This window comes from Halorussus halophilus, assembly GCF_008831545.1.
Lineage (GTDB): Archaea > Halobacteriota > Halobacteria > Halobacteriales > Haladaptataceae > Halorussus > Halorussus halophilus.
Genome location: NZ_CP044523.1, coordinates 3,131,099 through 3,157,483, shown reverse-complemented (window position 1 = coordinate 3,157,483; position 26,385 = coordinate 3,131,099). Strand labels below are relative to the sequence as shown.

The 26,385-nt window shown below is 62.7% G+C and carries 34 protein-coding genes; 16 read left to right on the top strand and 18 right to left on the bottom strand.

The window, feature by feature from the left end; all coding sequences use genetic code 11:
- Positions 1-100: 100 nt before the first annotated feature.
- From F7R90_RS15680 to F7R90_RS15665, 4 genes are all read left to right on the top strand, one after another.
- Positions 101-811 carry a hypothetical protein gene (locus F7R90_RS15680; RefSeq protein ID WP_158058343.1) on the top strand — a complete coding sequence of 237 codons (711 nt, stop codon included), beginning with the start codon at positions 101-103 and terminating at the stop codon, positions 809-811.
- A gap of 49 nt (positions 812-860) precedes the next feature.
- Positions 861-2,006 carry a 60S ribosomal export protein NMD3 gene (locus tag F7R90_RS15675; protein ID WP_158058342.1) on the top strand — a complete coding sequence of 382 codons (1,146 nt, stop codon included), beginning with the start codon at positions 861-863 and terminating at the stop codon, positions 2,004-2,006.
- A gap of 11 nt (positions 2,007-2,017) precedes the next feature.
- Complete coding sequence (locus tag F7R90_RS15670; RefSeq protein ID WP_158058341.1) at positions 2,018-3,067, top strand: class I SAM-dependent methyltransferase; 1,050 nt, start codon at positions 2,018-2,020, stop codon at positions 3,065-3,067.
- 409 nt (positions 3,068-3,476) lie between these two features.
- The gene (locus tag F7R90_RS15665; RefSeq protein WP_158058340.1) at positions 3,477-4,394 is read left to right on the top strand and encodes a DMT family transporter; all 918 of its coding nucleotides are present in this window, start codon (positions 3,477-3,479) and stop codon (positions 4,392-4,394) included.
- A 5-nt stretch (positions 4,395-4,399) separates the two neighbouring features.
- On the opposite strand, the gene F7R90_RS15660 is transcribed toward F7R90_RS15665, so the two are convergent.
- Both F7R90_RS15660 and F7R90_RS15655 read right to left on the bottom strand, forming a co-directional pair.
- Positions 4,400-6,232 carry an ATP-dependent DNA helicase gene (locus tag F7R90_RS15660; RefSeq protein ID WP_158058339.1) on the bottom strand — a complete coding sequence of 611 codons (1,833 nt, stop codon included), beginning with the start codon at positions 6,230-6,232 and terminating at the stop codon, positions 4,400-4,402.
- A gap of 88 nt (positions 6,233-6,320) precedes the next feature.
- A complete protein-coding gene (locus F7R90_RS15655; protein WP_158058338.1) occupies positions 6,321-6,527 on the bottom strand; it encodes a DUF7561 family protein in 207 nt (68 codons plus the stop codon).
- 154 nt (positions 6,528-6,681) lie between these two features.
- Between F7R90_RS15655 and F7R90_RS15650 the strand changes: the two genes are divergently transcribed.
- Positions 6,682-6,984: a HalOD1 output domain-containing protein gene (locus tag F7R90_RS15650; RefSeq protein WP_158058337.1), complete on the top strand. Its 303-nt coding sequence runs from the start codon at positions 6,682-6,684 to the stop codon at positions 6,982-6,984.
- 13 nt (positions 6,985-6,997) lie between these two features.
- Here F7R90_RS15650 and F7R90_RS15645 read toward each other — a convergent pair whose 3' ends face one another.
- The gene (locus F7R90_RS15645; RefSeq protein WP_158058336.1) at positions 6,998-7,309 is read right to left on the bottom strand and encodes a hypothetical protein; all 312 of its coding nucleotides are present in this window, start codon (positions 7,307-7,309) and stop codon (positions 6,998-7,000) included.
- Between the two features lie 78 nt (positions 7,310-7,387).
- On the opposite strand from F7R90_RS15645, the gene F7R90_RS15640 reads away from it, so the two are divergent.
- The gene (locus tag F7R90_RS15640) at positions 7,388-8,296 is read left to right on the top strand and encodes a YkgJ family cysteine cluster protein (RefSeq protein WP_158058335.1); all 909 of its coding nucleotides are present in this window, start codon (positions 7,388-7,390) and stop codon (positions 8,294-8,296) included.
- Between the two features lie 18 nt (positions 8,297-8,314).
- On the opposite strand, the gene F7R90_RS22305 is transcribed toward F7R90_RS15640, so the two are convergent.
- Both F7R90_RS22305 and F7R90_RS15635 read right to left on the bottom strand, forming a co-directional pair.
- Positions 8,315-8,491, bottom strand: coding sequence for a DUF5786 family protein (locus F7R90_RS22305; RefSeq protein ID WP_225741197.1), 177 nt, complete (start codon positions 8,489-8,491; stop codon positions 8,315-8,317).
- A gap of 86 nt (positions 8,492-8,577) precedes the next feature.
- Positions 8,578-8,937 (bottom strand): hypothetical protein, encoded by a 360-nt coding sequence (locus F7R90_RS15635; RefSeq protein ID WP_158058334.1) that lies wholly within the window; start codon positions 8,935-8,937, stop codon positions 8,578-8,580.
- A gap of 381 nt (positions 8,938-9,318) precedes the next feature.
- On the opposite strand from F7R90_RS15635, the gene F7R90_RS15630 reads away from it, so the two are divergent.
- Entirely contained in the window at positions 9,319-10,329 is a 1,011-nt protein-coding gene (locus tag F7R90_RS15630; RefSeq protein ID WP_158058333.1) for a DUF5784 family protein, read from the top strand.
- A 192-nt stretch (positions 10,330-10,521) separates the two neighbouring features.
- On the opposite strand, the gene F7R90_RS15625 is transcribed toward F7R90_RS15630, so the two are convergent.
- Positions 10,522-10,806, bottom strand: a complete 285-nt coding sequence (locus tag F7R90_RS15625) for a DUF5789 family protein (RefSeq protein ID WP_158058332.1) — start codon at positions 10,804-10,806, stop codon at positions 10,522-10,524.
- A 135-nt stretch (positions 10,807-10,941) separates the two neighbouring features.
- Between F7R90_RS15625 and F7R90_RS15620 the strand changes: the two genes are divergently transcribed.
- Positions 10,942-11,733, top strand: a complete 792-nt coding sequence (locus F7R90_RS15620; protein ID WP_158058331.1) for a PHP domain-containing protein — start codon at positions 10,942-10,944, stop codon at positions 11,731-11,733.
- 63 nt (positions 11,734-11,796) lie between these two features.
- Positions 11,797-11,961, top strand: a complete 165-nt coding sequence (locus F7R90_RS22300; RefSeq protein ID WP_192498337.1) for a DUF6757 family protein — start codon at positions 11,797-11,799, stop codon at positions 11,959-11,961.
- A gap of 3 nt (positions 11,962-11,964) precedes the next feature.
- Here F7R90_RS22300 and F7R90_RS15615 read toward each other — a convergent pair whose 3' ends face one another.
- Positions 11,965-12,999 (bottom strand): hypothetical protein, encoded by a 1,035-nt coding sequence (locus F7R90_RS15615; RefSeq protein WP_158058330.1) that lies wholly within the window; start codon positions 12,997-12,999, stop codon positions 11,965-11,967.
- A 73-nt stretch (positions 13,000-13,072) separates the two neighbouring features.
- Positions 13,073-13,393: a 4Fe-4S dicluster domain-containing protein gene (locus F7R90_RS15610; protein WP_158058329.1), complete on the bottom strand. Its 321-nt coding sequence runs from the start codon at positions 13,391-13,393 to the stop codon at positions 13,073-13,075.
- 236 nt (positions 13,394-13,629) lie between these two features.
- Between F7R90_RS15610 and F7R90_RS15605 the strand changes: the two genes are divergently transcribed.
- A complete protein-coding gene (locus F7R90_RS15605) occupies positions 13,630-14,097 on the top strand; it encodes a cupin domain-containing protein (RefSeq protein ID WP_158058328.1) in 468 nt (155 codons plus the stop codon).
- A 32-nt stretch (positions 14,098-14,129) separates the two neighbouring features.
- On the opposite strand, the gene F7R90_RS15600 is transcribed toward F7R90_RS15605, so the two are convergent.
- Positions 14,130-14,333, bottom strand: coding sequence for a hypothetical protein (locus F7R90_RS15600; protein ID WP_158058327.1), 204 nt, complete (start codon positions 14,331-14,333; stop codon positions 14,130-14,132).
- A gap of 119 nt (positions 14,334-14,452) precedes the next feature.
- Here F7R90_RS15600 and F7R90_RS15595 point away from each other — a divergent pair, with 119 nt between their 5' ends.
- The 4 genes from F7R90_RS15595 to F7R90_RS15580 all read left to right on the top strand — a co-directional run bounded on the left by F7R90_RS15595 (position 14,453) and on the right by F7R90_RS15580 (position 18,174).
- Positions 14,453-15,682 carry an MFS transporter gene (locus tag F7R90_RS15595; RefSeq protein ID WP_158058326.1) on the top strand — a complete coding sequence of 410 codons (1,230 nt, stop codon included), beginning with the start codon at positions 14,453-14,455 and terminating at the stop codon, positions 15,680-15,682.
- A 51-nt stretch (positions 15,683-15,733) separates the two neighbouring features.
- Positions 15,734-16,525, top strand: coding sequence for an aldo/keto reductase (locus tag F7R90_RS15590; protein ID WP_158058325.1), 792 nt, complete (start codon positions 15,734-15,736; stop codon positions 16,523-16,525).
- A gap of 228 nt (positions 16,526-16,753) precedes the next feature.
- On the top strand, positions 16,754-17,809 hold the full coding sequence (locus F7R90_RS15585) for a ferredoxin--NADP reductase (protein WP_158058324.1): 1,056 nt from the start codon (positions 16,754-16,756) through the stop codon (positions 17,807-17,809).
- On the top strand, positions 17,809-18,174 hold the full coding sequence (locus F7R90_RS15580) for a thiol-disulfide oxidoreductase DCC family protein (protein ID WP_158058323.1): 366 nt from the start codon (positions 17,809-17,811) through the stop codon (positions 18,172-18,174). The genes F7R90_RS15585 and F7R90_RS15580 overlap by 1 nt, the downstream gene beginning before the upstream one ends.
- A gap of 7 nt (positions 18,175-18,181) precedes the next feature.
- Here the strand turns inward: F7R90_RS15580 and F7R90_RS15575 are convergent, their stop codons facing one another.
- Entirely contained in the window at positions 18,182-18,619 is a 438-nt protein-coding gene (locus F7R90_RS15575; protein ID WP_158058322.1) for an MOSC domain-containing protein, read from the bottom strand.
- A gap of 99 nt (positions 18,620-18,718) precedes the next feature.
- On the opposite strand from F7R90_RS15575, the gene F7R90_RS15570 reads away from it, so the two are divergent.
- Positions 18,719-19,114, top strand: a complete 396-nt coding sequence (locus F7R90_RS15570) for a hypothetical protein (RefSeq protein ID WP_158058321.1) — start codon at positions 18,719-18,721, stop codon at positions 19,112-19,114.
- 47 nt (positions 19,115-19,161) lie between these two features.
- Here the strand turns inward: F7R90_RS15570 and F7R90_RS15565 are convergent, their stop codons facing one another.
- A complete protein-coding gene (locus tag F7R90_RS15565) occupies positions 19,162-20,325 on the bottom strand; it encodes an acyl-CoA dehydrogenase family protein (RefSeq protein WP_158058320.1) in 1,164 nt (387 codons plus the stop codon).
- A 100-nt stretch (positions 20,326-20,425) separates the two neighbouring features.
- Positions 20,426-20,848, bottom strand: coding sequence for a DUF7344 domain-containing protein (locus tag F7R90_RS15560; RefSeq protein ID WP_158058319.1), 423 nt, complete (start codon positions 20,846-20,848; stop codon positions 20,426-20,428).
- Between the two features lie 157 nt (positions 20,849-21,005).
- Between F7R90_RS15560 and F7R90_RS15555 the strand changes: the two genes are divergently transcribed.
- Complete coding sequence (locus F7R90_RS15555) at positions 21,006-21,524, top strand: HPP family protein (RefSeq protein ID WP_225741196.1); 519 nt, start codon at positions 21,006-21,008, stop codon at positions 21,522-21,524.
- 12 nt (positions 21,525-21,536) lie between these two features.
- Here the strand turns inward: F7R90_RS15555 and F7R90_RS15550 are convergent, their stop codons facing one another.
- The 6 genes from F7R90_RS15550 to F7R90_RS15525 all read right to left on the bottom strand — a co-directional run bounded on the left by F7R90_RS15550 (position 21,537) and on the right by F7R90_RS15525 (position 26,371).
- Positions 21,537-22,481: a hypothetical protein gene (locus F7R90_RS15550; protein WP_158058317.1), complete on the bottom strand. Its 945-nt coding sequence runs from the start codon at positions 22,479-22,481 to the stop codon at positions 21,537-21,539.
- A gap of 66 nt (positions 22,482-22,547) precedes the next feature.
- A complete protein-coding gene (locus tag F7R90_RS15545; protein ID WP_158058316.1) occupies positions 22,548-23,300 on the bottom strand; it encodes a type 1 glutamine amidotransferase in 753 nt (250 codons plus the stop codon).
- A gap of 106 nt (positions 23,301-23,406) precedes the next feature.
- Entirely contained in the window at positions 23,407-24,879 is a 1,473-nt protein-coding gene (locus tag F7R90_RS15540; protein ID WP_158058315.1) for a class I adenylate-forming enzyme family protein, read from the bottom strand.
- Positions 24,880-24,951: 72 nt separating this feature from the next.
- Positions 24,952-25,137 carry a hypothetical protein gene (locus F7R90_RS15535; protein ID WP_158058314.1) on the bottom strand — a complete coding sequence of 62 codons (186 nt, stop codon included), beginning with the start codon at positions 25,135-25,137 and terminating at the stop codon, positions 24,952-24,954.
- An 84-nt stretch (positions 25,138-25,221) separates the two neighbouring features.
- Positions 25,222-25,524, bottom strand: coding sequence for a hypothetical protein (locus F7R90_RS15530; protein ID WP_158058313.1), 303 nt, complete (start codon positions 25,522-25,524; stop codon positions 25,222-25,224).
- Between the two features lie 46 nt (positions 25,525-25,570).
- Positions 25,571-26,371, bottom strand: a complete 801-nt coding sequence (locus tag F7R90_RS15525) for an alpha/beta fold hydrolase (protein ID WP_158058312.1) — start codon at positions 26,369-26,371, stop codon at positions 25,571-25,573.
- Positions 26,372-26,385 lie beyond the last annotated feature (14 nt).

Here is a 26,385-nt window from a genome sequence, read left to right as displayed (position 1 = left end):
TTGATTTTCTGGTAATCTATCTAGTTTTCCCAGAGAAGACTAATCTTCTGTCGTGTTGTACTCCGGGAGTTAGTCGGGGTGGGGTCCCGGCGGATGGGGCATGAAACGAACACACGCGATACTCGTGGTTTGTGTACTACTGATTTCGATGGGGAGTTCTGTGGTGATCGGGTCGGTTGGGGAACAGAGCGAGAGCGAACAGACGGTGCCGATAGATTTCGAACGAAGCGGGTCGGTCAATGTGGAAATCCAGCCCAATGACGCCAAGAGCCTACGTGACCAGACCGAGACCTTTTTCTTGAAAATTGATGTCTCAGATAGTGATTACGAGGAACTGAGGATTGAGATTAAGACTGAATTGAATGTGGCTGAGAGAGAATTTAAAGACGAAGATGTGGTTCCGTTTCACCTACCATACCCGTGGTTGAAACACGGAGCGTACACAGTCGTCCAAGATTTCGACTCTCACGATACGGTGTTTGTCCCGGTTTCTATCTCCCCAGAAAATCGGTTTCAGACAGGAAGGTACGATGTTCAGGCGACGGTCTTTTCCTTAGATGGACGACCGTTGGATACAGACGAGTATCAGCTACAGATTCCTTGCTCTCTCGCCTGCCAAACTGAGCGAGGTATTGGCTTTATTGTCGAATATCTCCCAGAAATTGTCGCCATACTCAGCCTATTAGTCGCCTTCTTCGGCCGAGAGAAAATCTGGGAAATGATCAACGACCTACGGAATCGCGGCAACGGAGGCATGGAACCGCGTTCCAGAGATGAGCAGTCCGACGACCAACCAGACCCAACAAAGTAGCCCTCCCCGCTTCTACAACTTTAAAAGCGAGAACGCCCTAGCCTCCTCCATGACTACTGACGCCCGCGGATTCTGTCCCGAGTGCGGGGACTCCCTCGAAGTAGACCCCGCCGAACGGACGCCCCTTCCCGACGCGGTCGGCCAGCGCGGCAAGGCCCAGAAGCTTTGCGACGCGTGTTATTTCGACCGCTTCGACCTCGTAGACGCCCCCGAGGAGATTCAGGTGCAAGTCTGTGCCCGATGTGGTGCCCTCTACCGTGGGAACCGCTGGGTGGACGTGGACGCTGACGACTACACGGACATCGCTATCGAGGAGGTCAGCGGAGCCTTGGGTATCCACCTCGACGCCCACGACGTTGCGTGGCAGGTGGACCCCGAGCAGGTGGACCAGAACAACATTCGGATGCACTGTTACTTCTCGGGGGTCGTGCGCGGCACGGCAGTCGAGGAGGAAGTCGTCGTGCCCGTGAAAATCTCTCGGCAGACCTGCCAGCGGTGCGGTCGCATCGCGGGCGACTACTACGCCAGCATCGTGCAGGTGCGGGCCGTAGACCGCGACCCCACGCCAGAGGAAGTCGAGCGCGCGGACGTCATCGCCCACGATATCGTAGCCGAGATGGAGGCCACCGGCGACCGGGACGCTTTCGTCACCGAGTCGAAGGAGACCGACGACGGCATCGACATCAAGGTCTCCACGTCGAACATCGGCAAGAAAATCGCCGCGAAGATGGTCGAGGAGTTCGGCGGGAGTTACTCCGACTCGGAGACGCTCGTCACCGAGGACGAGGACGGCAACGAAGTGTATCGCGTGACCTACGCCGTCCGACTGCCACCGTACGCGCCGGGCGAGATTATCGACCTGCGAGACGACGACGGTGGCCCCGTCCTCGTCAAGAGCGTCCGCGGCAACCTGAAGGGGAGACGACTGACGACGGGCGAGCAGTACGAGGCCACCTACGAGGAGGGCGACGCCCCCGACGCGCGCCGACTCGGTTTCGTAGACGAGGCCGAGGAGACGACGGTCGTGACCGTCGAAGACGAACACGCGGTGCAGGTGCTGGACCCCGAGACGTACCGCTCGAAGACGATTGCGCGCCCGGAGTACATGGACGCCGATGCCGACACCGTGCCGGTGTTCAAGAGTCGCGCCGGACTGCACGTCGTCCCCGAGGACGCCGCCGAGATGGAGGAGTGACGAGGTAGAAAATGGCCGACCAGCAGGACGAGCAACCACCACATCTCGCGGCAGTCGTACCGAAACCCGACAGCGAGACGACCATCGCGGCCTTGCGAGCGGAGGGCGTCTACGACGACGCCCGAAAAGTCCGGGAGTACGACGAGCAGACTCTCGCGCTCCCAGTCACTGACCCGCCACAGGAGACGGCCGTCCTCGAAGTGGTCGAACAGCGCGACCCGGAGCGACGCGCGCCCGGTCTCGATTCGTTGCTCCTCGACCGCAGGTGGTCCGAGGAGGCGGTCGAACGCGCGCCGAGTTCGTGGGCAGTCGTCGGCGACATCGTCCTCGTCAACTTCGATGCCGACTTCGACGACGCTCTCGGTGACGACAAACGTGAGGAGGTCGGCGAAGCCTTACTCGACCTTCACGGCGAGACCGACACGGTTCTCGCTCGCGGTGGCGTCTCCGGTACGTTCCGCGAACCCGACGTGGAAGTCGTCGCCGGACAGGGCGACACCGAGACGGTACACACGGAACACGGCACCCGGTACGCACTCGACTTCGCTTCAGTCATGTTCTCGCCGGGCAACAAGGCCGAGCGTGCCCGGATGGGCGATGTGGTCGAATCGGGCGAGCGCGTCTTCGACATGTTCGCCGGTATCGGCTACTTCACGCTCCCGATGGCCCGCGCAGGCGCGAACGTCGTCGCCGTCGAGAAGAACCCAGCCTCGTTCAAGTATCTGGTCGAGAACGCGATGCTCAACGACGTGCAGGGCCGCGTCGAACCGTTCCGCGCCGACTGCCGCGAGGTGGAAATCGACCCGAAAGCCGACCGCGTGGTGATGGGGTACTACGAGTCGCACGAGTACCTCGACAGCGCGCTCGGCGCGTTGAAATCCGGTGGCGTCGTCCACATGCACGAGACGACGCCCGAAGACCTGCTGTGGGACCGGCCGGTTTCGCGGTTGCGGGACGCCGCGGCGTCCCACGACCGTCCCGTCGAGATTCTGGACCGCCGCAAGGTCAAGAGCCACAGTGAGGGCGTCTGGCACGTCGTCGTAGACGCCCGCGTCGAGTGAACCGTGACGAACGACTGCGCCGAGTGAGTCGCACCGAGTCGTCGCGTCGTTCGGCGACACCCAAACCGTTATTTTGTTCGAATCGCAGGCGTTTCGTATGGACGACAACACACGCCAGAAACTCATCTCGATATTCTTCGTGCTGCTGATGCTGACCTCCGGCGTCGCATACGCCGCGAGTTTCTTCTGAACGAGGTCTGAGACGCGATTCGAATTGTAACGCCCGTAGCCGTTGGTTCTCGCTTTCAGTCCAGTCACCACAGCCACGACTGCCGCACGCAAGTTTGAATACGGGTGAAACACGACTTCGACGTGTGAAGTTGAATTGTAATCCGAACAAAATACAGATATTAGATATTACTGGCAACTTTATCCGGCAATATTTGTGTCTAAATCAGTTGGTGGGGCCATGAGAGACCGCACCGTCGCGGCGATGTTCCTCCTGCTCGGACTGCTCTGGGGCAGTTCGTTTGTCACGATAGACGTCGGACTCGAATTCTTCCCGCCGGTGCTGTTCGCCGCGCTCCGATACTACGTCGCGGGTCTCGTCGTCTTGGGGTTCGCCGTCTGGACGACTGACCGCTGGCGACCCCGGACGCGAGCAGACTGGACTGTCGCCGTCCTCGTCGGCGCGCTCATGATTGCAGGCCACCACGCGTTGCTCTACATCGGCCAGCAGTACGTGTCGGGACCGGTCGCCGCAGTCGTCATCAGTCTGAGTCCGCTCCTGACCGCTGTGTTCTCGGTTTTCCTGCTCGACGAGCGACTCACGGGACTCGGCGTCGTCGGCTTCGCGCTCGGGCTCCTCGGGGTCTCCTTAGTGGCGCAACCGAACCCCGACAAAATACTCTCGGCGAACGTTCGCGGCATCGCCATCGTCTTCGTCGCCGCGGCCGTCTTCGCTCTCGGTTCCGTGTTGACGAGGCCGTTGGAGTCGAACTTGCCTGCCAGAAGCGTCCAAGCGTGGGGGATGCTCGTCGGTGCGCCGATTCTGCACTTTGCGAGTCTCGCCCGCGGCGAAACGTTCGCGGCCATCCAGTGGACGCCGACCGCGACGGCCTCGCTGGTCTACCTCGCACTGGTCTGTGGTGCGGGGGCGTTCCTCATCTACTTCGAACTGCTCGACTTGCTCGGCCCGACGGAAATCAATCTGATCGGCTATCTCGAACCGGTGGCCGCGACGCTCCTCAGTTGGGTGCTGTTGGGCCAACTCGTGGACCCGCTCACGGCCGCAGGATTCGTCGTAATCTTCTCGGGATTCGCCTGCATCAAGCGCCGCGCACTCGCCGACTTGGTGTCGGGAGTTCGCGCAGAACTGGCGAGTTGAGAATTCTACTCTACGTCCCACACGTCCGCCATCGGACTCTTCTTGTCGCGGCCGGACTTCCCGTTGCGCTCCGATTCGTCACGTGACTGCCCGTCCGACTGCGAGTTGCTACTCGACTGCGAATTACTGTTCGACTGCGACGACCGCGAAGTCCGCGTTCGCTGTCGATTGTTCGTCCGACTTTTCCCGCTACTGTGGCTTCTGCTCGCGGCCTGCGGGTCGAACTCCGGCAGGTCTGGGTCGCTCATCAACTCGACCTGCTCGCGGAACCACGGCGGGGTGTCCTGCTCGGCGCGTTCGAACAACTGGAGCAGACTCGTGTCCGCGAGGTACGTCGCGCCGTAGTCGTCGGGGGCACGGACGACGCGCCCGCAGGCCTGAATCACGGTTCGGAGCGCGGCGCGGTAGTACCACGCCCACTGGCCGTGTTCGAGGCGGTGGGCGACCCGCGAGTCGCCCGTGTTGAGGAACGGAGCTTTGCACAGCACCTGCCAGCGCGCGAGGTCGCCTTTCAGGTCGAGTGCTTCCTCCATCTTCACCGAGAGGAAGACCTCCTCGCCGTCGGTGGCCTTCCACGACTCCAGTTCGTCGTCGCGGTCGTCTTTCGTATGCGTGCGAATCCGGTCGCCGACACCCATCTGGTCGAGTCGCTCGGCGAGTCGCTCCTGAATCGCGTAGGAGTGGGCGTGAATCAGGCCCTTCTCGCCGCGGTGGTGTTGCATGATTCGGACGACCGTGCGGGCAATCTTCGGGAGGGTCTCGTCGCGGTGTTCGTATGTCATCTTCCCCTGCGTGGTGTCGTACAGCGGGCGATTTTCCACGGGGAAGGTGTGGCCGACCTCCACGAGTGCGACGTTGTCGGGGTCCAAGCCAACCTGCCCGCAGAACGACTCTTTGTTCAGAATCGTCGCCGAGAGGAGCGCGAACTTGTTGCCCCGTTCCCAGACAGTGTGGTTGAGGTACCGCTCGGGGTTCATCGGTTTGATCGTGATGCCGCCACCCTCGCCGTCTGGCTGGTCCACGACCCACGTCGTCGCGCTGTCTTGGTTGCGGTAGTCTTCGACGAACCAGTCCAACTCGCCGATGAGTTCCTGCAAGCGGTCGCGCTTGGCGGCCTCGGCGGGCGTCAACTCGGGTTTCGTGATGAGGTCGTCTTTCTCGCGCTCGCAGACGTTGCCCAGTCGCTCGGCATACTGGACTGCTCTGTCCAAATCCGTCAGTTCGGGCACCTTCAGTTCGTCCCAGATGGGTACTGTCCGAGGGTTCAGATCGATTGCCGCGTACATCTCGGCCCACTCGGCGAGTCCGTGCGCTTCGTCCACGACGCAAACGTCGCGCTTGCGGAACACCTCCGAGCCAGCGGTGCGCATGAAGTACGCCAGCGTCATCGCCGCAATCTCCCTATTGCTGGCGATAGCTCTATCAGAAAAGTACGGACAGCGATGCTTGACCGAGCAGTCGTAGCCCTTCTCGCGGGCACAGGGAGCGCGATTGACCGGGGTGTCGGTCTCGCCCGGCAGGATGCAGTCGTAGTTGCGCTTCCCGCGAATTATCTTGAGGTCCGTCAGCAGGTCGTCTTCCGCAACGTCGTCCAGTTGCGAGACCTGCGGCGTGGTGTAGTACGCCCCGGTCGCTTCGCTCGGTGCCACGTCGTCCGGTTGGTCGGCACAGCCAGCGATGGAGCGGGCGAGCAGGGACTTGCCGCTCCCGGTCGGTGCGCGCACCAGCACCACGTCGTTGCCGCCGTCGAAGGCAGCTTTGATGTCTTCGAGGGCCTGCTTCTGGTTGCCGCGATAGGAGGGCGCGGGGAACTCGTCGAAAATCCGCTCGGACTTCACTGTCGGGCACGACGGTAGCCGGGGGCCTAAAGCCTCCGGAAGTTACGAACCGAGCGCGACTACGAATACGCGCCGAACGTGACCACAACTACGACCGCAGTCCAGCCACGTCTTCAGCCGTCGGGTCGTCCGGCAGACGGTCCATGCAGTCGAAACAGAGGAAGTGTTCGGAGCCGTCAGAGTCGAACTCCAAGGTCATCCCACCGGTCGATTCGTGGTCGAGCGACCAGAGGCCCGAAATGCCGCCCGCGATGTGCACCTGCTCGCCACAGCCGTCGCACGGGTCCGTCGCCATACTGGGAAAGAGAGTGGCGACGCCTAAAGTCGTAGCGCCCGACAACCCTCACAAATCGATTCCAAACCGTATATAACTGTGGCCAGTGGTATCTGTGTGCATAGTTGGGATGGGGCCCGACTGGGTAGAAATGACACACGACTCGCACTCACCGATGGCGACCGCAGCAGCACTCGGCAAGCACTCTTCGAACGTCCACCAAGCCTACCACGACGTCGAAACCGACGGCGACATCGCGAACACGATTCTCGACGCGCTCGAAGCCGTCTCCGGCCGCCCGGCCGAGCGACTGGGCGTCTGTTTGTACGACAGCATCGACCCCGACGCGCTGAACGACCTCTTCCAACCGACGCACGCCGCCGACCAGCGGCTGAGCGGGCGCGTCTGGTTCACGGTCGGGTCGTACTCCGTGACTGTCCACGCCAGCGGCCACGTCTTCGTCCGGCAGACGGGATAGTCGAGCGACCCGATCAGACTTCGTCGTCTGGTTCGTGGTCGGCCGCCATCCGGGACGCTTCCTCGGCGTAGCGCTCGCGGGTTTCGGGATCGTTCACAGCTCCGAGGTTCCGGAGCGGCGCGTCCAACGCGGCGGTCGTCGGCCGGTCGTCGTCGAAACTCGTCAGCGCCCGTTCCTTGCGGAGGTACTGCTCCCCGTCGGGCGTGGCGTAGACGAGGATGACCAAATTTTGCTCGTCGTCGGAGAAGGTTCGTTCGACTAACCAGACGCGCTTGGTCTGCTCTTCGTTCGCTGACTCTCCGTCGTTCGCTGTCCGTTCTTCCATACTGTTCACTACTCGGGATAGGTAATAGAAGTTCCAGCCCAGTCGTTTATGTCCTCTCACGCCATACAGCAGACGGTCATGGAACTCGACTGTCAAGGCTGTGCTGGCTGTTGCATCGACTGGCGAGCCATCGCACCCGACCCCAGCGACCACGAGCGTCGCGGCCCGCGACGACCGCTGGACGACGCGTACAACCTCGTGGCCCTGACCCGCGAGGACGCTCGGGAGTTCCTCGCCGCCGGACTCGCCGACGCGCTGACGCCGCGACTCTGGCACGACGAGGACGGCGTCGAAATCGACGGCGTCTCTGTCGCCGCTATCGATGATTCTCCCGTCTTCTTTCTCGGCCTCAGAAAACCGCCCAAGCCGGTCGCGCCGTTCGACGGGGACTCGACGTGGCTCCCCACCTGCGTCTTTCTCGACCCGACGACTCTCCAGTGTCGGATTCACGACTCGGAACTCTACCCCGAGGAGTGCGCGGAGTACCCCGGTCACAACCTCGAACTCGACCAGGAGACGGAGTGCGAGCGCGTCGAACGCGCTTTCGGGAGACCGCGCCTCTTAGACGACGAACCGCCGGACGAACTCTCGGCGCTCTTGTTCGGCCCGCAGGCACTCGGGCAGAAACTGTTCGTCTTCCCCGACGCCGAGCGACTCGACGGTGTCGTAGAGCGCGTCGTAGCAGGCGAACTCACTGCTGAGGACCGTGCGCTGTTCGTCGCGGCCGCAGTCTCTGGTTCTCCGGGCACGACGTCAGTGAACGACGACTACTTCGAGCGAGCGTTCGAGCAGGCCACGAACGCCGACTCGTGGGCTGGTCGCGCTATCGAAGACTGGGAAGCGCGGGCGACTGCTGTCGGCGAGGACGGGGGAAGCGCCGTTGGCGAGAATGCGGGCGACGCTATCGGCGAAGACGCGATAGACTCGACGGTAGCCGAGCGAGTCGAAGAAGAGCGCGGCGCGCCTGCTACGCCGGGGTGGAACTAACGCAGAACTGTCGCCGTTTCACGTATCGGACTTGATTTGCTCGAACTGTTCGAGGAGGTCTTCCGTGGAGTCGCCCGAATCGTACTCCACTTTTCCGTGGTAGGTCGTCCGCTCGTCGTCGAAACTCGCATCGACGCTGTTGTTCTTCCGCTCGCGACGTTCGTGTTCGTCTTCGTCATAGGCACCCATTGACATGATAACCACACTCATGGTTCGAAACACCACATTATGAATGTAACGGATAATCACACGAGTTACGGCAGCTAAAAAGAGGTTAGGAGCTACTCGACGCGGAGTTCGTCGTCCGTCTCTACTTCTTCACCCTCCCACGTGAGTTGGAAGCTGACGTGCTGAGTCTCGCTGCTACCCACCAGCGCGGCATCTGAATCGACCGAAACGTCGAAGTCCACAGTTCCGGGTGGGTTGATTGTCGCACTCTCGTTGCCGACCAGCAACGTGACTTTTTCGCCGCTGGGTGTCTCCGCTTCGTCCTCTCGTGCCGTGTCGCTCTCCGCTTCGTCCGTCGGCCGGTTCGTCGGCGTCGGTGGCGTCTCTGCCGGTTCGAGTTCCTCGGCGAACTCTCTGAGATACTCGGCGACTTCCTTGCGAGATTTTTCCATCTCGGCGTCGATGTTTGCCATCGTAATCTATCCAAACTCGCTTAGGCATTGTTATATACGATATAGTCTCATCTTAGGCCGCTATATCTCATGCAGCGCTTTCGCTGTCATGCGCGTCGGTTCGAAGGTGGTCCCGTATCTCGCTCAGTTCGCAGGCTCGAAGTGCTGGTATCCCGACAGTGTCGAACCCTATCCCCCCGTAGAGAGGAACGGCCATCTCCGGGGATTGCAACACTCCGATTCGACAACCGGCGTCTCGTCCGCGTGAAGCACCGCCCACGTAGTGGCTTCTCCGACGCCTCGACGGCGGGACGGTGTTCGTCTTCCGCGCTTCCGCGCTTCCGCGTTGCTCTGGGCTCTCGCTTGCACAACACGTAAATTCCTCCCGTGGCAAGAAGAGATGTGGCAAGCCCGCTCCGCTTTCGCCGCTCTACGGAGCGGTGGACCGACGACCGCGTCGAACGCGACGTTTTCTCTCCTCTCGACGAGAAATTCGGCGCGACCTACGAGACACCGCATTACGCCGGTCCGAACGGTTACGACACGTTCCGCATCGAGATGGGGAACGGCGACCTCGCGCTGTTCGTCCGAGACGACGACGAGGCCTTTTGGCTCGGAAACACCGAGACGCCGTCCGCGCTCTGGCGCACAGAGAAGTACACCTTCGAGGAGATTCCGTACTCAGTCGCCCGCTGGGCGCAACGCGAACTGCTCGGCAATCTCCAAGTCGAAGCCCCGTGGTTGGCCGAGTACGACCACCTCTCGTGGTTCTTCCTCCCGGTTCTCTTCTCGAAGGACGGCCGACACAGCTCTCGAAAATTTTTCAAAGAACACGCTGCCGGGTTCCCGGACGCTCCGCGCGACGCCGCGTTGGACTTCTACGAGCGACTGCTCCAGACCGGCGCGCTGGACGACTATCGGTACACGATGGCCTCGAAACTCGGCACGAGTCCGCACGTGGACCCGGTTCGAATGGCCTCGGCGATGAGCGAGTTCACCGCGGCGAAGATTCTCGTGGACGCCGACTACGAGGTCACGCCCGAAATCGAGGTGACGACGGGTCACTCGCTGGACTTCCGCGCGGAATCGCCAGACCAAGACGAGTGGCCGCTCGTGGAGGTCACGCGCCCACGACCACCCACGCGACGGAACGCCGACACGCCAATCGCCGCCGTTCGGGAGACGGCCGAGACGAAGACTTCGGGACAACTCCAGAAACACGGTGGCGGTGCGGTGCTGTTCGTAGACTGCTCGGGATTCCGCGACGACGAGTGGTCTGCGGTGGCGGCCGAGAAACCCGCCGTTCGGCACCGCCCTGCGGTGGTCTTCCGCGCTAGACCGTCCGGATACGTCGAGGGCTATCAAAAAGGGAACCTGCCGCTCGACTTGGACCGGGCGTTGCAGTGGGTGTGATACCCTGAGCGCGTCAGTGGCGTGTGGGTCTCCCGGTGCAGAAGTTACAAGAGTTCAGAAGACGCGAGAAATCTGGACGCGTTGCGTCCAGATTTCTCGACGTCGGTTTTTTGGTCCAGATTTTTTGGCGGAGGGTGGCAGGCGCGCAGAGCGTGCCGTCGCCACCGACGCGAAAAAAGGTGGAAGCGTCGTTTAGAAGCTCACTTGCTCAGGACCGTTCGTCCCCATCACCGTCGGGTCGCGGTCGCTGTACCCCTTCCGACCGATGGCCTTGCTACTGACCGCCGAGTATAGCGTCGTCTCGGCCTCGCCCGCCGACTGAAGCGTCTCCGAATCGACGCGGCCGAGTACTTCGCCGATGGTCTCGGTCCCGTTCGGGAGGTCGAGTTCGTAGTCGCCGTGCGTTGCGGCGAGTTGTTCGGTGGTCGCCGGATAGTCGTGGTCGGCCAACAGTTCTGTCGCCTGTTTCAGGGACATCAACAGCTCGTACATCAAAGTTAATGATAAACTTTGTCGCCAAGTGAGATTCCAGAATTTAAGGAATATAATGTCGTGGGGATGGTCTCGTCTCCAGACAGACACACTTTCCACGCACCCCGCCCTTCGGGGCGTATGAGCGTTTTCGCGGACCTCCACGTCCACACGACGAACTCCGACGGCGAGATGGAACTGTCGGAGGTTCCCGCCGCCGCCCGCGACGCGGACGTTTCGGTCGTGGCGATTACCGACCACGACCGACTGCATCCCGACCTGCCGACGCCGATTACCGTCGTCGATGGCATCACCATCGTCCACGGTATCGAGTTGCGCGTCGAACCCGAGGGTGGGGAACGCGTCGATATTCTGGGCTACGGCGCGAATCCGACGCCGGAACTCATCGACGAGTTGGACCGAGTACAGAGCGACCGCAAGGAACGCGGCCGGAAGATAATCGCCAACGTCGAAGGCCACCTCGGCGTTGACCTCGGACTCGAAGCACGCGAAGGACTCGGCCGTCCGCACGTCGCCCGCGCTGTCGTGAACCACCCCGACACCGACTACGAGGAAATCGGGGCGGTCTTCGACGACCTCATCGGCAACGGCGGTCCATGCTTCGTCGCCCGCGAAGTGACGAGTTTCGAGCGCGGTATCGAACTACTGAACGACGCCTGCGGACTGATCGGACTCGCTCATCCCTACCGATACGAGGACCCGACCGCCGCACTGGAACTGACCGAGCATCTCGATGCAGTGGAGCGTTACTACGACTACGGCCGCGAGGTCGATACACGCCCCCTCGAACGCGCTATCGCCGACCACGACCTCGTGCCGACCGGCGGGAGCGACGCCCACGACCACACGCTCGGTAAGGCGGGCCTGTCGAAACCGGAGTATCGCCACTTCCGCTCTGCGGTGTCGCTCTAACTACTGTCACCGTCGCTGAAATATGCGCAGGGTTCAATAACCGTGGAGAACGTACGGATAGCTATGCGGTGTCACTACTGCGACCGGGAGGCCTCGTTCGCGCCTGAACTCAACGGCGTCGAGGTCGGACTCTGCGACCAGCACTTCCGCGAGCAGTTCGAGTATCTCGCCGAGAACGACGCACTCGCCTATCTTCGGCACAAGTTCGACATCGACCGCCCGGACTGACCACTACTTCTGGGGCACGCGGAACGCGACGCCTTCGTACTCGTATACGCGCTCCGACCGGGGCGGCGTCTCCATCTCTCGCGTCGGGTCGCGATACGCGCTGCCGAGTACTATCGGCGTGTGCCCCATCGTCGTCTCGACTCGCACGGTCGTTATCTCGTCTCTCAGTAGATACGGGAGTCCGTTGCGGAGGCCGTGAGACTGAATTACTTGCTCGGCGACGAGGGGTGCAGCAGTTTCGGAGTTCGTCGCTTCGACCAACTCCAGTGTCTCCGGTGCGTCGCTCGCTTCTGCGCGGCCGGTTCTGACGGTCAGCACGTCGCCATCGCGCTCGGTCGCAGTTACGTCGTCTGGTTCGAGGACGAGCGGGTCGCCCGTCACCTCGAAGAGCGCGAGGGCACCCGCGTGGACGAAGGCGTAGACGCCCGGCCCGAGCTTTTCGACCCTGGCGGACCCGCCCATCGCTTCGGAGTCGGCACTCGCGTCGCCGATGGCGAACTGCCACGCGAATCGCCCGCCTGGTTCGACGTACGTGTACGGTTCCGGAACCGCGTGGGGCGCGACGAACGACCATCCATCCTGACGGCGTTTCGCCACCGTCCACGAGTAGGGATTCATACCGATTCTCTCCTCGCTCCCGTTGTAGAGCGTGAACGTCGTCGCGTCGCTCGGCCCCTCCAGCACCTCGCTCTCGGGAACGATGTAGGCGTCGTCGTGGACGCCGTTACTGAGCGCGTGGTAGCACGTTCCGTTGCCGCCGAAGAACGGAGGACACGGGTCGCCCTCGAACCGCGACTCACCGACAGGCAGTGGTTCGGAGTCTGGCGTTTCAGTATCGTTTTCGGTCGTTTGAGACGTGTTCGAGATTGGTTCGTCCGAATTGGTCGTAGTCGGTGTCGTCGAAGCCGTCGTCTCGCCGGGGGCTGAAGACGACCCGCCGAGACAACCTGCCAGCGCGCCCGCGCCGACGAGTGCGAGAAAGCCGCGCCGGTCTGTCGCGCGAGAAGTGTCTTCGGGGGAACGCGGAGGGCGGTTCATACGAACGAGTTCTAAACCTGCCGGTATATGCTTTCAGTAGAGTCAAAAGAACGTTTGAACTATTCCGAGGGAGCTAGGCCCGACCTGCGTCCACGTCGATAGCGTCTACTGGGCAGACGTCTACGCAGAGCATGCAGTCGATGCACTGCGCTTCGTTCGCCGGGTCGGCCTTCCGTTCGCTCTCGGGATGGCCGGGCGAATCGACCCATTCGAACACGTCTACCGGACAGTCTTCGAGGCACGCGCCGTCTTCGATACAGAGGTCGAAATCGACTGCGACGTGGGTGCCGTGGATACCCAACTTCTCGGGTTCGTCCACCGGTCCCCACACGTCGTGGCCCTCGTGGGTGTCTACTTTCTCTCGGTTTTCGTGGAATTGTGGGTCAATGGCCATAGCTGTCCACCTACACGGTGGTACGACGATGATGCACTTAAATCCTGCCGCCTAATTTAAACTATCTGTCCAGAAACAGTTTTAGGCTAGGCTAAAAACGCGGGACGGCGAGGGGTGTACTGACGAGTCGTCGAATCTCCCGAACTCGCTTTAAGTGGCCTCGACGGCCGACGTAATTCGGACGACCGCCGCAGGACTCCGGCACAACTTTGTCTGAATGGTCCGAAATGAAACATATGGAGAAGGTCGATATCGAGGACGTGAACTCTCGGATGGGTCCCGCGGCAGTGCGAAAGCGCTTGACGGAATCGCTGGGCACGACGGACGTATCGCTGAACTACTACGAACTCGAATCGGGCGACAGTTTCGCCTTCGGCTATCACGCCCACAGCGACCAAGAAGAGGTCTTCTACGTCCAGTCCGGCACCGTAACGTTCGAAACAGGCGACGAACACTTCGAAGTCGGTGCGGGTGAACTCGTTCGGTTCGCTCCCGGCGAGTACCAGCAGGGGACGAACGAAGGGTCCGAGCGCGTCGTCGCGCTCGGACTCGGCGCGCCCAAGGAGTCGGGCAACCTCGACATGCGACGCGAGTGCGAGAACTGTGGGGAACGAACGCCGAACCGCATCGAGATGGCGGACTCTGGTGAGGAAATCGTGACCCTGTGCGAGCAGTGCGACGCCGAAACTGGTCGATTCGACTGACCTCGCTACTTCAGTTGATCCCGCTATTTCGACTAACTCCGTCGTTTCCAGATTGCGCCGACGACACCGACCGTCAGTACTGTCACGAGTATCTGCACCAGACTCGCGCCGAGTCCGCCCGCGATTGCGCCACCAGCGAGGGAGGCACCGCCGACTGCCGCCGCACTGCCCAGACAGCAGAGACTCGCCACGCCACCGATGCCCAGCAGTCCCCACGGCACGTCGCGCTCGGTCATAGAGAAGAATTCTCGCACGGCCACTTTCCAGTTTCCAATCCTGGCAAATAAAATACAGTAATTCGATTCAGCGAGCGTTTTTACCGAGCGGCCGACAACTCCCCCCAAGAGAGTCTCCCGTGTCTGACCGTCTCCCCTCTTCGCCCGTCCTAAAGTACTATCTCTATCAGGCCACGATTTCGTTCGGCTTCTTCTCGCCCATCTTCACGCTCTTCTTGCTGAGTCGTGACCTGAACTACACGCAGATTTCGACGCTCTCGATGCTCTACGCGGTCCTGACCGTCGCTGGCGAGATTCCGACCGGCTACGTCGGCGACCGAATCGGCCGCCGAAACAGTCTGCTGGCGAGTTCGGCGTTCATGACCCTCTCCATCCTCGGTTTCGTCGTCGTCCAGTCGTACCTCGGTCTCGCCGTCCTCTACGTCCTCTGGACGCTCTCGCTGGTGTTCCGCTCCGGGTCGGGCGACGCGTGGCTCTACGACACGCTCGAAGCCGAACTCGACGAAGGCCGATTCGCCTACGTTCGGGGCCGCGGCGGGTCTGTCAACAGCGCGGTGACCGTCGTCACGATGCTCGCGGGCGGCGTCCTCTACAGCGTCGAACCGACTCTGCCGTTCCTCGCGTCCGGGGTCCTGAACGGTGCGGGAGTGCTGGTCCTGCTCACACTGCCGAAGAACCGCCAGTACTCGGAGAATGGTGACGGTGTCGAGGGAGCGCACGACAGCGAAGACACCTTCACCATCCTCGAAGCGCTCCCCGTCCTCCGGCGGCAACTCGCGCGCCCGCCACTGCGCTCGTTCGTCGTCTACGCCGCGCTGTTCTTCGGCGTCGTCGCGGCCGTCAACACCTACGTCCAGCCTATCAGCACCCGTACGCTGGGCGTTCCGGAGGCGTCGATGGGTGTGCTGTACGCCGCGTTCACTGCTGTCTCTGCCGTGACAAGCTACTACGCCGGAGCGGTGCAGGACCGGTTTGGCGTCCGCGGTGCGATGCTGGTCGTGCCGGTGTTGGTCGGCGTCTTCCTGCTCGCGCCGCTACTCTGGCCCCTGCTCGCGTTCCCGGCGTTCTTCGTTCTCCGGGGGTCGAGTACGCTCCTCCGGCCCATCGTCTCGCAGTTCATCAACGACAACGCCGAGTCGGTGGGCCGCGCGACGGTCCTCAGCGCGGCGTCGATGCTGTACGCGCTGGTCAAACTTCCCTTCTACCTGCTCGGCGGCGTAGTCGCAGACGCGTACTCGGCGCTTTTTGCGGTCGGTGTCGTGGGTACGGTGTTTCTCGTCGGAATCGTGGTCGTACGTGTAGTATCCTCGCCGGTCGCCGTCGGAGACCGGGAGACGACTGCGGACTGACGCCTTGCCGACGCGCGTAGCTTTTTCCCCGCTCACAGACATTCCACGAGTATGACTCACGTCCCGAGTCCGGGTCTCGGAACCTCCGGCAACGACGACCCAGACCAGTGTACCGAGAGCGTCGCGACCGCGCTCGAACTGGGGTATCGACACCTCGACACGGCCCAGATGTACGAAAACGAGGACGCAGTCGGCGACGGCATCGCCGAGAGCGACGTCCCCCGCGAGGACGTGTTCCTCGCTACGAAGGTCCTGCCCGAAAATCTCGCCCCCGAGGACGTGTTGAGGACGGCCGACGAGAGCCTCGACCGACTCGGCGTCGAGCAGGTAGACCTCTTCTACGTCCACTGGCCGATGAAGGCCTACGACGCCGAGGAGACGCTCCCTGCGTTCGACGAACTCCGAGAAGACGGCGTCACCAAGAACGTCGGCGTGAGCAACTTCACCGTCGAACTGCTGGAAGAAGCCGACGAAATTCTGGATTCACCTATCGTCGCCAACCAAGTCGAGATGCATCCACTGCTCCCGCAAGACGACTTGCTCGACTACTGCCGAGCGCACGACATCACAGTCGTCGCGTACGCGCCACTGATGCGAGGTGACGCGAGCGACGTAGACGAACTCGTAGACCTCGCCGAGCAGTACGACACCACGCCAGAGGCGATTAGCTTAGCGTGGCTGGACGCTCGTGAGGGCGTCGTCCCCATCCCGAAAGCGACTGGCGAGGAGCATCTCCGGGCGAACCTCTCTCCCCCCGAACTGACCGACGACGAACTGGCGCAAATCGACGCCATCGACCGAGAAGAGAGACTCGTGGACCCCGACGACGCGGCGTGGAACTAGCGAGGTGTGAGCGATTGGAAGGAGCGAGGCGTGCGCGACCGGAGGGAGCGAGATTCCGCAGAAATCTCGTCCAAACGAGCGGGGAGCGATGTTCGAAGAACCGAGCGAACGAAGTGAGCGAGAGCGACCCGCGAGTAGCGAAGGCCTCGTACTGGAACGGCGAAGCCGTGGAATCAGCGACACCGGGCTTCCATCCGATTTATACCGCCCCGCACTGAATTTTAGGGTATGACGGTCCGGGACCACATGTCCCAACACGAGGCGGCCGAGGAACTGCCCATGATAACGGAGGGGGCGCGAGTCGTCGCCGTCGAGACGATGGACCACAACCGCCACGAGGAGGTCCACAAAGTGACCAGTCGGCTACTGGACCGCCACGACTGTGGTGACTGGCTAGCGGAGGCCGAGTCGGCCAACGGCAAAGAAATCGACTGGGACGTACTCGCGGAGTGTTGGGAGAACTCCGACGAACCGCCCGAACTGACCGAGACGCTCTTGACGCTCCGCGCCCGAAGCGAGCGACCGTACCCCTCGTTGCTCCGCATCGAGTTCGAAGAAGAGGAGACGGACATCGACTTCGTTCCCGGTCAGTACGTCACCGTGCGCTACGACGGGACGCCCCGGCCCTACTCCATCGCCTCCTCGCCGAACGACGAGTACGTCGAAATCTGCGTCCGCAGGGTCCCCGGCGGAACGCTCACGCCACGTCTCGCAGACACAATCGAGGAGGGCGACGAAGTCGTCTTGCGAGGGCCGAACGGCGACTTCACGCTTCAGGAGCCGTCGGCGCGCGACGTGGTTTTTCTCGCCACCGGCACCGGTGTCGCGCCGTTCAAGAGCATGATAGACTACACGTTTCAGGAGGGCCGCGACGAGTACGAGAAAGGGAAACGCGACGTGTGGCTCTTCCTCGGCGCGGGGTGGAAAGACGACCTCGCGTACCGCGAGGCGTTTCAGCGACTGGCCGACGAATGCGAGAACTTCCACTTCGTCCCGACGGTCTCGCGCGAACACTGTCTCACCGGGTGGGACGGCGAGACGGCCTACGTCCAGCAGACGCTGTTGAAGTACGTCGCAGACGACGCCCTCGGAGGTGCCGACCTCCCGGAAAGTGCCGAAACAGTCGCCGAAGAGTCGCCTGCCTACGACATCGACGCTCGCATCGACCCCGACCACGCGGAGGTGTACGCCTGCGGCACGAACGCGATGGTCGAAGGGTTGACCGACACGGTGTCTCGAATCGGCGTGCCGAACGACTGCGCCGAGAGCGAGGGGTTCGGATAATGAGTCGCCCGACCGTCGTCTACGACGACGACTGTGGCTTCTGCACGTGGTCGGCGGGGTACGCCGCCCGTCACGGCGACTTCGACCTCGTGGGCTTCTCGGAACTGACGACTGGCCAGCGCACCCGTCTGCCCGACGACTACGAGCGGTGCGTTCACTTGCTGACCGACGAGCGAGTCTACTCCTGTGGTGCGGCGACCGAGGAGATTCTGTGTCGCATCGACTCGCCCGCGACCCCCTTCGCCGAGGCGTTCAGCGAGATTCCCGGCCGAGAATACGTTCGGGAACCGCTCTACCGGTGGGTCGCCGACCACCGCGCGTGGTGGGGGAAGATAGTGAGCGCGAACCCGCCAGCGAGGAAGTAAGTTCGGGCTACAACTTTTCTATCTCGTCGCCTGCTCGAATCGTCCCAGATTCGAGGATTTCGGCGTTCAGGCCCCCGCGGTGCAGGAACGCCGACACCGCACCCTTCTCGGTCAGCGATTCGAGGTGACTACAGGGTTCACAGAGTTCGATGCCCTCGCAGACGACCTCTCCCACTCGAAACCGCTCGCCGACGAGATGGTTTAGCGCGGCATCGCTGGTGGTAATCTGGCGGCGGTGTTCGCCGTCGCTCATCTCGATGCCGTCCTCGGCGACTGCGTCGATTGCTTCCTGCTCGATGAGCGACAGGTCGAAACTGTCGCCGCCGAACTTGCGGTCCCCACGGAGTCCCTCGCCCGCGACTGCCTCTACCGATTCGATGCCTTCCGTCGCTTCGCCCTCCTCGGCGGCGACGTGAATCGCTTCGACGGTTCCGGTGCCGTTCATAACTGGGGTATCGGAGCGTGGTGACTTAACTGTCGGCGGAGGTACTGCACTCGCTTTCACACCGCCATTTTATCAGGCGGTCTACGTAATGGCAGACCGATGCCCTCCAAGATACTGATCGCTGTCCTCCTCGGATTTCTGGCACTCTCCGGTTGCAGTGCCCTCCCGGTCGATTCGGGACCCCAGTACGACGTGTCTGTCGAGTCGGTTTCGGTGAACGACTCGGAGATTCGAGTCGTCGCTATCACGCCGCCCGAAGGCGAAACCCTCCCGAAAGGAGCGCACGTCACCGTCGATGGCGGCTACGTAGAATTCACCGAGATGGCGACGATGCCCTACGACGAGACGGTCTATCTGACCTACGTTCCGTCTCGGACCAAGTTCGACCTGACGAACGAACTCGATGAGGACGTCCGTGGTCTCGACACGACGAACTTCACGGTCAGCGAAGTTCGAATTTCAGCGCAAGGAAGCACTACGACGTACGAACTGTAGGTTCGGTAAGTTGCGTTCGAGAACACTCGTTCTCGGACTCTACAGGGTCACTCGAACGCCGCAATCCCGGTGAGGTCTTGGCCCAGAATCAGCGTGTGGATGTCGTGGGTGCCCTCGTAGGTGTACACCGTCTCCATGTTCGCCATGTGGCGCATCGGTGGGTAGTCCGTCGTGATGCCGTTGCCGCCGAGCATCTCGCGGGCGATTCGCGCTTGGTCGCGGGCCATCCGGACGTTGTTGCGCTTGGCCATCGAGACGTGCTGTGGTCGCAGGTCGCCGCGCTCTTTCAGTTCGGCGAGTCGGTGGGCGAGCAGTTGACTCGTCGTAATCTGGGTGGCCATCTCCGCGAGTTTCTGCTGTTGAATCTGGAAGCGTGCGATGGGACCGCCGAACTGGTCGCGCTCGGTAGCGTAGTCCCGTGCCGTTTCGAAGCAGTCCCGCGCCGCGCCGACCGCACCCCACGCGATGCCGTAGCGGGCCTGCGTGAGACAGGAGAGCGGGCCTTTCATCCCTTCGACGCCGGGCAGCACGTCGGCCTCGTCCACGTAGACGTTGTTCAGGCCGATTTCACCCGTGATAGACGCTCGGAGCGAGAGCTTCTCGTCTATCTTGTTCGTCGTCACGCCGTCCTTGTCGGTTTCGACGAGGAAGCCACGAACTGGGTTCTCCTCTGCCGAGCGGTCTTTGGCCCAGACGACTGCCACATCCGAAATCGGGGAGTTCGTAATCCACGTCTTCGAGCCGTTGAGGACGTACTCGTCGCCTTCCTTCTCGGCGTAGGTCTCCATATTGGAGGGGTTCGAGCCGTGTTCCGGTTCCGTGAGGCCGAAACAGCCGATGGCTTTGCCTTCGCCCATGTCCGGAAGCCAGCGCTCTTTCTGCTCTTCGGAGCCAAACGCGTGAATCGGGTACATCACGAGCGCGCCCTGCACGCTGGCCATCGAACGAAGGCCGGAGTCGCAGGCTTCCAGTTCCTGCATCAACAGACCGTAGGCCGTCTCGCTGAGGTTCGGCAGGCCGTAGCCGTCCAGATTCGGCGCGTAGAAGCCGAGTTCGCCCATCTCGGAGATAATCTCCTTCGGGAACGTTCCGGCCTCGAAGTGGTCGCCGATGTCGGGGCGAACCTTCTCCTCTACGAACTCGCGGGCAGTGTCTCGGACCATCCGCTCCTCTTGGCCGAGGTCGTCTTCGAGTGAGACGTAATCGAGCATGCCGTTGTGTGGGCGAGCGAGCGTGAAAAACGCTCCTACTCGTTCGCAAGAATTACCGTCCGCCGCTGCTCCCTCGTGACCTTCTCTCTGCTCGAAACCGCTACGTTTCGACGTTCTCGTCGCGGGCCACGGCGACGTCGAGATACGCGTCGGCTTGCTCGGCGTGCGGCCCACGACTGACGACGTGGTCGTCTTGGTCGTACTCGACCAGCCCCATCATCGACAGTTTCGGCAACTGCGAGTGACACAGCGAGGTGAACACGCGACTGCGGTGTTCGTTGGAGACGAGGTCGATGGACTTCCCCGTCTCCCACGACGCCACCGTGTCGGCCACTGTTTCGACCGACGCCGGTTCCTCGGCGTCGCGGAGGTAGACGAGGATGTACCGACTCCGGCGCGACGCGAGCGCGTCGAAGACGTTGTCCTGCGACAGCGGCGGAGCCTCGATGTCCGGTTGGCGAGGTGTCGTTACCGACTCCGAACCACCGTTCGCCCCGTTGCCGTCCGTGATTCCGTCTTTCATCTTATTGCGATACGCGTTTGCCGGGGGTGTCTCTGGTGGTTCACAGATAAAGGCATTTATATACAATCTCACCCCGGAACCCCGACGCTGTCGGCGAAATCACCCACTACGAGGCCCCTTCCGCAGTCTTAAGCCTCCGGAGCGAAGACGGGGAGGTGTGCCCAAGGCGATACGTGCGAGCGTGACGGCGGGTCTCTTGCTTCTCGTCGTAGGAGTATTCGCCGTGGCGACCGGTCGGACCTTCCTCTTCCCCAGTCTCGGTCCCTCTGCGTATCTGCTGGCGACGAAGCCGCGAGCGCCCGAGAGCCATCCGCGCCGCGTCGCAGGCGGACACCTCGTCGGCATCGTCGCAGGCCTGCTCGCCTACTACGTCCTCGCGCCCGGACTCGTCGTCACGTCGCCACCGCCTGCGCTCTCGCCCGCTGGCGTGTCGCTCGCTGTCAGTGGCATCCTTTCGGTGACGCTAACGACTGGCGGTATGGTCGTTACCGACCTTCGTCACGCTCCAGCGTGCGCGACGACGCTCATCGTCTCGCTCGGCTTGTTGCCCACGCTCTTGGACGCACTAATCATCGTCGCGTCGATACTCTGCTTGCTCGCCAGCAACCACGCGCTACGGATTTCCGGCGTCGCTCCGCAGGGCGACACCGGCGAGCGTTCACCCGCTGGAAATTAGTTGCTCGCCTCCCTACCTGCTCGACTCGTTCGTCGCCGTCGCGTTCACTGCCTCGTCGTACCACGGCGGTCGCTCGACGGTCGTCTCGCCGAGCGCCGTGAACCGACTCGTCTGGCTGACGTGCCACGTCCGGTTGCCCGACGTGGCGTCGTACTCGACGTGGTACTCGTGGACCAAGCCGTCGGAATCGACGAGTGCGGTCATCGAGACGTTCGACGCCGACTCGACTCCGAACAGCGAGGCGAGAGTCGCGTTGTCGGCGACGCCGGTCGAATTGACTCGATAGAGGGTCGTTCCGTTCTGCGTCGTCGTTCGGGTGACGCTCGTGTTCAGCGAACCGAACAGCACGCTGAGCGTGTCACGCCCAGTTCGAGCGCTAGCCACCGAGACGCCGCGACCGTTCGACTCTCGGTAGGTCGTGCCGTTCTGCCCTTCGACGGCCTCGAAGGTCTCGTTCTCGCCCGACCAGACCTCGATGTCCTGTGGGAAAGCAGGCGTCACCGACGCGTTGCCCGAAAAGTCGTACCGCCAGAAGACGCGCGTCGGTTCGTGTGCGACCTTCGTCGTGGTGTTCGTTCGGGAGAGGACGACGACGGTCGCGTTTTGATTCCCGGTCCCGTTCGACGCCAGTCGCTGGCTCTCTGCCGTGTAGGAGGTGTTGGCCAAGACAGCGGCGTGAGCGTCGGCTAAGAGAGTGGCGTCGGTCACGCCGGACTTAGTGAGTCCGGGGGCCAGTTGGGACTCCGATTCGTTCGTGGTGTTCGCTTCGCCTGTCGTCTGGGTCGTCCTGGTCGTTTCGTCCGTCCTGGTCGTCTTGTCGATTGCACCGATTGTCGTGCCTGATGGCGATTCTCCGGCGGTGGTCGGCGGGGCGGTGCCACCGCTGGGGAGATTGTTGCAGCCAGCGAGGAGGAGCATCGCGGCTACGAGGAGGGTCAGGGCGGTACTACGTCGCATACCGGGAAGTTGTTCGCCTTGCTATAAGTATTTTAACGCCGACAGAAAAACTGGGAGAAGAACTCTTTACGCCGCTTTCGCGCTGGGTTCGGCGTCTGTTTCGTCTTCGTCTTCGTCTGCGTCGTTCGCACCTGTCTCGTCTTCCCGAACTTCGCGCACGAACTCACAGAAGTTGTCGAAGACGAGTTTCGCCTCGCTGGCCTTCGCGTAGTTCTCGTCGGTGATGCCGTCCAGCACTCGCTGTTTGCGCTCGTCGGGCAGGTCCTTGCCCTCGGTCACGTCTCTGGCGGTCTCGGTGTCGTACTCGGGGTGGAACTGCAAGCCGAAGACTCGATTCTTCCGGAACCCGTGGTTGGAGTAGTCGTTGGCCGCAATCTCTTCCGCATCGGGCGGCAGTTCGACCACCGCGTCGGAGTGAGTCGTAAACACGGTGAATCGCTCGTCTACGCCGTCGAACAGTCGGGAGTCGCCGGTCTGTTCGACCTCGCGGTAGCCGATTTCGTACTCGCCCATGTCCTGCACGTCGCCGCCGAGAACGTCCGCGAGCAACTGGTGGCCCCAACAGATGCCGAGACACGGGACGCCAGCATCGATGGCCTCGCCGACCCATCGCTTGGTCGGTACTATCCACTCTTCGTCCCAGTAGACCGACGACCGCGACCCGGAGACGACGACGCCGTCGAAGTCGGTCGTCTCGGGGAGATGGCCGCTGGTCGCGTCGAACTCCACGAGGTCGGCGTCCAGTTCGCGCCGGAAGTTCCGCCGCGTCATGGTCCCCTCGTGGGCGGCGTTGATGAAGGCGATACGAAGTCGCGTCATTACAGGAACGAAGCCACCCTGTTCAAAAAGGGCTTGCGCTACCGGGAGTTCTGCCGGTATCTGCGTTCGGATGGGGTCTGCAGTCGCGTTCTGGGTCTCCGGTCTCTCACCCGTCCAACTGCCGCCGCAGTTTCGCCCGATTCACTTCGCCCGTCGGTCGTCGCGGGAGGCTCTCTACGGTCGTAATCTCGCGCGGAACAGCCCCGTTCGGAAGCCGTTCGCGTGCGAACCCCCGAACGTCGGCGGCGTCGGCCGACCCGACGACCATCGCTCGAAGTTCGTCGTCCGTGCCGCCCGCGCCTCCCCCCACGACGCCTGCCGCAGTCACACCCTCGTGGCGTTCCAGCGTGCGCTCGACCAATCGGGGGTGGACGCGCTCGCTCCCCGCTCGAACTTCCTCCGAAGAACTGCCGAGGACGCAGTAATCGCCGTCTTCGCGGTAGGCAACGTCGCCCGTGGCGACCCACTCTGGGAAGGGTTCGCCGTCTTCCACGTACCCCGCGGCGACCACTGGCCCGCGAACTTCGAGGTCGCCGACTTCACCGTCCGCTGTTCGCTCGGCGTCTTCCTCGCTCTCTCGGACCACGCGCAGTTCACAGTCGGGAAACGGACGCCCGACGTAGTCGGGGTCCATCGCTCTGTCGGCGCGCTCCGGCGGAACGTAACAGTTCGCCCCTGTCTCCGCGCTGGCGTAGATTCGAACGACGGGCACGCGTCGAGCGACCGCCTCGCGCACGTCTGTCGGGAGTCCTGTCCGCGTGGCCGCCCAGTCGAGACCGTCGAAGTCCGTGCGTTCGAACGTCTCGTCGGCGACGAGTTCGCGGTACTCTGTCGCGCCTGCGAGACAGAACGTGACTCCCTCGTGCTGTATCGTCTCCAGCGCGTCGCTCGGGTCGAACGCTCGCAGAAGGACGACTCGGCCACCGGCGTACAGTAGAGGTAGGGCCGTCCTGAGCAGTCCGTCGGGGTCGGAAAGTGGTAACAGGGCGGGCGCACAGTCTGCGCGCCCGAGACCCCACGCGGCCCCGACGGTGACGCAGTTCCACTCGGCGGCGCGAGTGGGTACGTCCACGACGGGAGGCGCACGGCGAGGCCCACTCCGGGAGTCGGTGCGCGTTTTCCGTGTTGGGTCCGGATGCAGGTAGAGTGACGTCCCGGAGTTCGAATTCGGCCGCTCGTAGGACTCGGTCTCCAACCGAGCGAACTCCTCGAAACTGTGGATTCGCTCGTCGGGAACCTCCCGAACGAGGTCTCGCTGGGCCGCCTCGTGGACGACGACTGCGGGCGAAATCGTGTCGAGCGGCCCCTCGACTGTTGCCGGTGTGAGGCGGTGCGAAATCGGGGCAAAGATAGCTCCGAGACGCCGAGCGGCGAACAGGAGCGCGAGTACCTCGATGCGATTGCGCGAGACGACTGCGACGGCGTCGCCTGCCTCGACGCCCAGTGCAGCAAGTCGGCGCGCGGCCGATTCGGCTTGCTCGTCCAGTTCGGCGTAGCTCACTCGCTGGTCGTCGGTGACGTCTACGACGGCCGTGCGGTCGCCCCAGAGGGCCGCACGGCGTTCGAGCGAGAGTGACATCGAACGCAGTACAACGTGGCTGTACGTAGTCGTTGTCCCGGACGGAGGTGGTCGCGGTTGTGGTCGCGGTCGTCAGGTCAATCGTCGCCGGGTGAGCAACACGACGACGAAGAGTCCGAGGAGGACGCCGGTGCCGAGCAGTACCAAACTGACGAACATGGAGAACAGGTTGGAGAGGCAGGCCCGCTCGGTGAGCAGTCCGTCGCTAAAAATCCGAGAAGCCCCGTGGGTTCCGAAGACCGTGTCCCCCGACGGCAACCAAGAGGAGGGAGATGCCGGTCAGTATCTGCTCTGTGGTGCGCATGTGTCGATATATCGAATTAGCCGACACGTCTCTTCTGGTCAGTACCGTCGCGCCCGGAGTGCCACGCCAGCGGTCGAAACCAGCACGACGGCTGTGTAGACTCCCCAGACCGTCCCCGTCGTCAGTTTCAGTGCGACGGCTCCGCCGAGGACGGCAGTCAGTGCGCCGACGAGCAGCGTGAGTCCACCGACGAGGTTCGCCAGCGCGGCGTCGTTCTCGACCGTCTCAGAGTCGAACCCGGCGACGAGGTGCATTCGCCCCTGGAATCGGATGAAGAATCCGAGGACGGCGAGGAGTCCCGCCACGAACCACAGAGTGACTGCCGACATCGACTCTGGCATTAGTTCCGTGTTACTAACCCTGATACTGAAAACTTCGGGTTTCTGCTCAGTCGTCGCGTTCCGCTTCGAGAAAGCCCACGAGCGCGTCGTTGACCGCTTTCGAGCGTTCTACGAAGCAGAAGTGTTCGCCCTCAAATAGTTGCAACTCGCCTCGCGGTAGTTGCTCGGCCAGCAGGCGACCGTTCTCGACTGGGAGTACTCGGTCTGCCGTGCCGTGGCCGACGAGCGCGGGAATCGTGATTTCGTAGAGGCGGTCGCTCACGTCGAAGTCGTCCATCGCCGCGAAGTGGGCCTGTTGGACCTCACGACTCGCGTCTTCGGCCGCTCGCCAACCAACGATTTGCTCCACCAGTTCCTCGGTCTCCAGCAGTTCGTCGCTGGCAACCGGTTCGAGCGACGTGCGGAGCGATTCTCTGTCTTCTGGGTCGGCCGCGAGTTGCTCCCGAATTTCGGGGGCTGTAGATGTGGCCTGCGGGCCGCCCGGCGAGGTGCCGAGTAGCGAGAGCGTCCGCGCACGCGAGAAGTCGAGAGCGTACTGGAGCGCCACCATCCCACCGAGTCCGACGCCGACGAGGTGGGCGTTTCGCGTGCCGAGGTCGGCCAGCACTGCTTCGAGGTCGGCCGCGAGGGTCGCTACGTCGTATGGTTCGCTGGCGTCTGAGTTCCCCGTTCCGCGAGCGTCGTAGGTGACGACTTCGTGTGGCCCGGCGAGTGCGGCGTGTTGCCAGCCCCACAGCCACGCGCCGTACCCGGCGTCCGGCACGAGGACGACCGGTGTGTCGTCTGCCAGTCCCTCGCCCGCAGTCTCGTAGTAGATGTCCACGCCGTCGCTCGTGGCAGTCGGCATGGTCGATAGTTGGT